Raw genomic sequence first — 5772 nt, 5'->3', positions numbered from 1 at the left:
CGCGCACCACGAGGCCGCCGCCACTCGTCGAGCTGCTGGCGCCGGATATATCGACCGTGACCGTGCCCGGGCCATAGTTCTGAATATTCACCGCATCGTCGCTGCCGCCGACGAAGCCGCCCGCGCCCGTCACCGAGAGATTACCCGTGCCGCCGCCGCCACCAATCAAGGTCAGGCCGGAACGCGCGCCCATCACCGTGCCGGCGACCTGCACGTCCACCGCGCCACCACCGTTCGCGACGATGCCGTCAAAGGATGTGCCGGTCACCGCACCATTGGCGATCACGCTGATCATGCCCGTGCCGGAGTTACCTGCGAGGATGCCTGCAGTGCCCGAGACGTTGCCGTTGGTCGTCACATCGATTGTGCCTGTGCCTGTGCCGGTCCCTATTGCATAGACCGCCTGACCGCCCGTCGAGGTCACCGCACCCGTTGTTATCGAGACATCGCCCCGGCCCTGAGCGAAGACGCCAAGGCCCGACGCCATTGTCGCGGTGACCGGTCCCATCGCCTTCACCGTCGTCGAGCCGTTGCCCAAGTTCTGCGCGATAATGCCGTTGCCTGCGTCGATGGCGCCGTTCGCCGTGATATCGATGTTGCCAGTTCCTGTGGAGGAAACTCGACCCAAGATACCGGTATTGCCCGCCGTCACATCGCCGTTCGCCACGGTCGTGAGATTGCCTGCCGTCGAAGACGACTGGACGTCGATACCGAACATGCCAGCAGCCAGCGCCGTCACCGCGCCCGTGGTGACATCGATGGAGCCACTCGCCGCCGTGTTACGCACCACAATGCCTGAGCCGGCAGCCGCCGTGATATCGCCGGTGGCATCGACATCGATCGAGCCCAGGCCATTCTGCTTTATTGCGAAGGCATCGCCACTGCCGTTATTGGTGATCGCGCCGCTGCCTGTGTACGTGATCAGGTTGGAGGCGGCATCGATATTGAGTGCCGCGGTCCCGCCGGCTGTTGGCGTGTTGCCCGCATCGACACTGATCGTGCCGTTGTTGACGACCATGACGGCGCCATTGCCGGTATTCTCGATCGCGAGGCCAAATCCGCTGACCGTCGCCCCGGCATCGATCGCGAGGTGGGCCGTAAACGGTGAAGAAAATGAATAGCCCCGGTCGTTGGGAGGAGCAGCCGGATTGACGGCATTGACCGTGGAGGTGGTGCCGCACTGCACATCAGTTCCCAGAGTGACCGTACATGCCGCCTGCGCCTGCGGGGAAAAGAAAACAGCCGAGCCGGCGAAACCGGCCATGCCGATTGCGAAACGCAGTGCCGAGCGACTGGCCTGCGAGAGGAGTTGCGCGCGCAAGGAAACGAGTGGGTAGGCTTTGTCTGCCGAAAAACCGTAGAGTCTCATGATAGGCCCGCCCCATCGTCCAATAAATGCAATCTGCCGTCATCAGAACAGCCCAAGCAAAGCAATGCTTCGAGCAAATCAGTGCTTCAGATTCGCAATAACGGATGATGGGTGGGCGATATATATATCAAATGCCATAGACCGGCCAAAGAGTGGCGCACTGTCGCTGGCTCGCCACAGTCGCAACGCCCTGCACTCGAAGAACCTTAATGTGCTATTGCAGCTTGTTAGGGCAGAAGACGAAATGCATTCAGCAGCGCAATGAGCTGACTCTGCCTCTGCGTATCTGTCTTGCGAAAAATCTTGTCCAGATGAACGCGTGCGGTGCCGTAGGCCATGTTTTCCCTGATCGCTATTTCCTTCAAGGACAATCCGCTTGCGAGCGCGAGCGCGACGGAAGCTTCTTTCCCTGTCAGCCCAAAGGTTTTTCGCAGTTGATCGGCTAAGCTCGTCGACAGGGCCAAACGTGATTCGCGCGCCAGCACCACCGCGCAAGGTCCAGCCGACAGGCCGAACATCTCGCCGTCGGGCAACAATCCAATCGACAATACCAGTTGGTCGCCGCGCTCCGACCGCAAGATCAAATCGGCAGCCGAAATGGGAAACTCGCTCTCGTCCACCCGGCAGACTCGTGCGACCGCACGTTGCAGCATTTGGGTTTGCGTGGAATCGGAGGTGGCCAGATGGCCACCGTTCGCCGTCAGCAGAGTGATCGGCTGTACCAAAAGTCTTTGCGCGGCGTCATTCATGTCAAGGATGCGCAGGCGCGGATCGACGATAAAGCCGGCGAAGGGCAGGTGGCCGAGCAGCGATCGGAGCACAGGTCGCGCCTCGAAATGTCGGCCCAAACCCGCAGCGCGCTGCAGATGAGGCGTGATCAGGGCGAGCATCGCACGATCATCGGCGTCGAACGCCGGCTGCCCTCGGCCTCGCTGCACGTCGAAAAACCAGTAGTTCTTTTCCGACGCGCGCAGATTGCAGAACATGCCGTCATACATGTCCTGCGGCATCATCCATTCGTTCCAGACGGAGGTGCGTTCAATACGGTGCCGCCCAATCAACTGGGTGTCGCTAAAAACCCGGCCAAGCGGCGCGGCCACACGCGGCGCAAAGAGTTCGTTGGTCGCGAAATGGTCAAGGAAAATCCTGTCCCAATAGGGGTCGCGGCTCGGTGAGACGCAAAAGCTATCCTCGACATTGGCCCAGTCGATGCCCGAGAAACAGGCTCTGGAGCCATGAAACATGGCTTGCAACTGAAGGACCACGTCAAGCCAAATCGATTGATCGTAGGCGGCCTCATATATGCGACCGATCACTACCGACAGGCGCTCGTGAGAGATCGAATATCCCATAAGCCTTGCGAAATATACAACCAGAATGAAGTGTTAGCATACCTCTGATTGCGGTCGATGCAAGGGATAGAACGTCGAATGAGCAGGGGGGTTACCAGTGCTGACGCCCAAGGTCAGGAGAAAGCAGACATGATGTTTGACGCTTCACCCTTACGTCCACGGAGGCGGAAATCGGCGTACTCAGTTCTGTATGCTCTGTATGCCCTTCTCGATCGAATGGCGGAGGAAGTGGGATTCGAACCCACGGTGAGCTTGCACCCACGCCGGTTTTCAAGACCGGTGCCTTAAACCGCTCGGCCATTCCTCCATCGTGGTTTTTCAACCATTTGGGCAGCGCGGGGCCAACTCGTTTGGCCTGTGGCACCGGATTGGCACCGAAGGCGCTCCCGGCTGGTTCACGCCTCATTCCTGTAAAGCGGCATTGAGGGCTGCGTCAACCACCACTGTGTCGGTTCCTGCCGTCCTGGCAGGCTCTGAGTTTGTCGGAATCGAGCACCGGAACTCGCTATCCCATTGGTGCATGATGAAGAAGGAGCCCGCCGACTGGCGAATCCCTACGGGTCAGCCTCTTGGGACAGCTGCGGTATCCCGCAGATTTAACTTTCGCCAAGGGAACAGCTACTGGTGAGGAAGGCCGAAGCTGCAAATCGGCTCCGGCCTGTACGGTCCTCAGTCTTTGCAATTTTCGTCCGCCTTTGCCGCCGCGGCCTTATCACCGTGCTGCTGCGCCTCGATATCCTGCTGCGAGGTTGCAAGGTTTTTGTCGCCCCCGCCTTCAGCGCCCGCCAATGGCATCGTGGTGCCATCCTTGGCGGCTGGCTTGTTCGCGTTGCCCATGGCCTTCGGAGTCTCTAAAGGCGCGTGGGTTCCATCTTTCGAAATACCGGCGGTCTGTCCGGCATCGGTCCCGGTGTTCGAAGCTGACTTGTCCGGACATGCGGCGATCGCAGACCCGGCAGAAAGCGACATCGCGATCGCGACCATCAATGAAGTCATTTTCATCATGCTCGTCCTTCTGTTCGAGTGCCCTGCGGATGAAACTAGCGGCGCATTTCTTTGTTCCGGCGGTCGGTCCGCTGCCCGACAAAGCCCGGTCAACCGGCAGACACGGCGGGCAGGAGCGAAGCCAGGCTTTCTGTGGCAGAGGGCATCACATCTCTCGCGTGGAAGCACGAAAACCGTTACTTTTCAGAGAGCTCTTACGGTGGAGACGCCACAATCTTGCCCGGTTGCGGCCACAATCGGTTAATACCGTGATAAGCAATTCCTGCGCACAAAGGATCGGGGTTTTAAGCGTCGTTGGTATTGTCGGGTGAGTGTTTTGGCTCCTCTGGTGGTTGAACGCGACGCCTTGAGTTGAGACTGAAGGGGACATCAGGAAAATGCAGGCTGTGACGCCACCGCGTCTTCGTCGCGCTGCTACCGTCGCGTTGTTCGCCATGTCGGCTGCCTTGCTGGCCGCCTGCGCGTCGCAGCCTGAGCCGAAAGCGATGGTCAACAAGAAGACCCGCTCCAAGGAGTATTTCGCCGAATCCGAATATGGCGTGAAGGCAAGCCCGCGTGTGATCTCCCGGAACGGGCGCATCCAACGTGGCGGCGGCAGGGATCAGCTTGGCAAACCCTATCAGGTCCGTGGCAAGTGGTATTACCCGAAGGAAGACAAGCGCTACGCCAAGGTCGGCCTCGCCTCCTGGTATGGCGACGCCTTCCATGGCCGGCTTACCGCCAATGGCGAAGTCTACGACATGACCCATCTGACGGCGGCGCACCCGACCATGCCGCTGCCAAGCTATGCCCGCGTCACCAATCTCAAGACCGGCAGTTCGGTCATCGTTCGCGTCAACGATCGCGGCCCATATCACGAAGGCCGCATCATCGACGTATCGGAGCGCGCTGCCCAGATGCTTGACTATGCCAACACCGGCACCGCTCAGGTGAAGGTCGAATATGTCGGCCGCGCGCCGCTCGACGGCGATGACGACCAGTATCTGATGGCCTCCTATCATCCCGGCAACAGGGCGCCAGACCCGTCGGATGGACTGCCGACCGGCGTCATGGTCGCCATGAACGGGCCGTCGCCAAGCCTGCCTGCCGGCACTGCTGCCGTGCCGTTTCCGGGCCAGTTGACAGATACCGGTTCTGTCCAGCCGATCATGTCGACGCAGTCGTCGGCCTATGGCGATCTGGCGCTTCCGGATTTCGGCCCGATCGTGCCGGAGCGTCCGCAGATCAATCTGCCGCCGCAATCGCCGTTTGCCGTGGCCTCGCTGTCCTATGCCGACGAGCGGGTCGAACGCGCCTCAAATGCCTTCGCCGCGATGGGTGGCGACGGCATGTCGCCGGCCGATGTGCTCCAATCATGGAAGCGGCAGCCGCCAGCGGCCGGTCCGTCCACTGACTACGTCGCGGCTGGTTCGTTCGAGGATGCAGCGGAGGCCAAGCGTGTTGCCGCTGAGCTTGCCGCATACGGCAAGATCGAGATCCAGCGTTCGGAACTCGATGGCGAGGATTGGTATTCGGTCAATCTCTATCCCGATGGCCACCGCAATCTCGATGATTTGCTGCAGGCTGCCTGGTCGCATGGCGCGCCCGATGCGCTGGCTGTGCGCAACTGAGCGCAAGCCTGATGGGATTTCCGCTGCGCGGTTGATCCGCCGCGCAAAAAGCCTGATACTTTTCGCGGGCTTGCCGGCGGTGCCGGCCAACGGGTCGAACATCATGCAATTTCGCTTGCTCCCGCCTCTCGCCGGGCTTCTGGTTTTTGGCTTGCTGCTGTTTTTCCAGGCTCCGGCCGGTGCACAGCTGTTCGAGACCAAGGCCGCGCAGGCCTTCATGATCGATGCCGAGACCGGGACGGTGCTGTTTTCCAAGGAGGCCGACAAGCCGATACCGCCGGCCTCGATGGCCAAGCTGATGACCATGGAAGTGGTTTTCAATGCCATCAAATCCGGCCGCCTGAAGCTCGACGATACGTTCGTGGTCAGCGAGAACGCCTGGCGCAAGGGTGGCGCGCCTTCGGGAACATCGACGATGTTCGCCAAGCTCAAGTCG

The 5772-nt window shown here is 60.5% G+C and carries 4 protein-coding genes, 1 tRNA gene and 1 pseudogene; 2 read left to right on the top strand and 4 right to left on the bottom strand.

Annotated features, from left to right (window positions below; translation table 11 throughout):
* The 4 genes and pseudogenes from EOA22_RS22490 to EOA22_RS22475 form a co-directional block, all read right to left on the bottom strand.
* A pseudogene (locus EOA22_RS22490) lies at positions 1–1369 on the bottom strand (autotransporter outer membrane beta-barrel domain-containing protein); the annotation flags it as partial.
* Between the two features lie 227 nt (positions 1370–1596).
* Positions 1597–2721 carry a helix-turn-helix transcriptional regulator gene (locus EOA22_RS22485; protein WP_063168011.1) on the bottom strand — a complete coding sequence of 375 codons (1125 nt, stop codon included), beginning with the start codon at positions 2719–2721 and terminating at the stop codon, positions 1597–1599.
* A gap of 217 nt (positions 2722–2938) precedes the next feature.
* Positions 2939–3028: transfer RNA gene (locus tag EOA22_RS22480), tRNA-Ser, on the bottom strand.
* Positions 3029–3390: 362 nt separating this feature from the next.
* The gene (locus tag EOA22_RS22475; protein ID WP_013531580.1) at positions 3391–3726 is read right to left on the bottom strand and encodes a hypothetical protein; all 336 of its coding nucleotides are present in this window, start codon (positions 3724–3726) and stop codon (positions 3391–3393) included.
* Positions 3727–4103: 377 nt separating this feature from the next.
* On the opposite strand from EOA22_RS22475, the gene EOA22_RS22470 reads away from it, so the two are divergent.
* Both EOA22_RS22470 and EOA22_RS22465 read left to right on the top strand, forming a co-directional pair.
* Positions 4104–5336, top strand: a complete 1233-nt coding sequence (locus tag EOA22_RS22470) for a septal ring lytic transglycosylase RlpA family protein (RefSeq protein WP_063168012.1) — start codon at positions 4104–4106, stop codon at positions 5334–5336.
* Between the two features lie 103 nt (positions 5337–5439).
* The coding region (locus tag EOA22_RS22465) for a serine hydrolase (RefSeq protein WP_164755732.1) at positions 5440–5772 on the top strand (333 nt) is incomplete at its 3' end.

The organism is Mesorhizobium sp. M7A.F.Ca.US.014.04.1.1 (assembly GCF_003998745.1).
Classification (GTDB): domain Bacteria; phylum Pseudomonadota; class Alphaproteobacteria; order Rhizobiales; family Rhizobiaceae; genus Mesorhizobium; species Mesorhizobium ciceri.
The sequence above is the reverse complement of the archived record's forward strand: the minus strand, read 5'-3'. Positions and strand labels throughout refer to the sequence as shown.

Bases quoted from the DNA above. Each gene is read 5' to 3' on its own strand.
- EOA22_RS22485 (WP_063168011.1), bottom strand. From the start codon at position 2,721: ATGGGATATTCGATCTCTCACGAGCGCCTGTCGGTAGTGATCGGTCGC.
- EOA22_RS22475 (WP_013531580.1), bottom strand. From the start codon at position 3,726: ATGATGAAAATGACTTCATTGATGGTCGCGATCGCGATGTCGCTTTCT.
- EOA22_RS22470 (WP_063168012.1), top strand. From the start codon at position 4,104: ATGCAGGCTGTGACGCCACCGCGTCTTCGTCGCGCTGCTACCGTCGCG.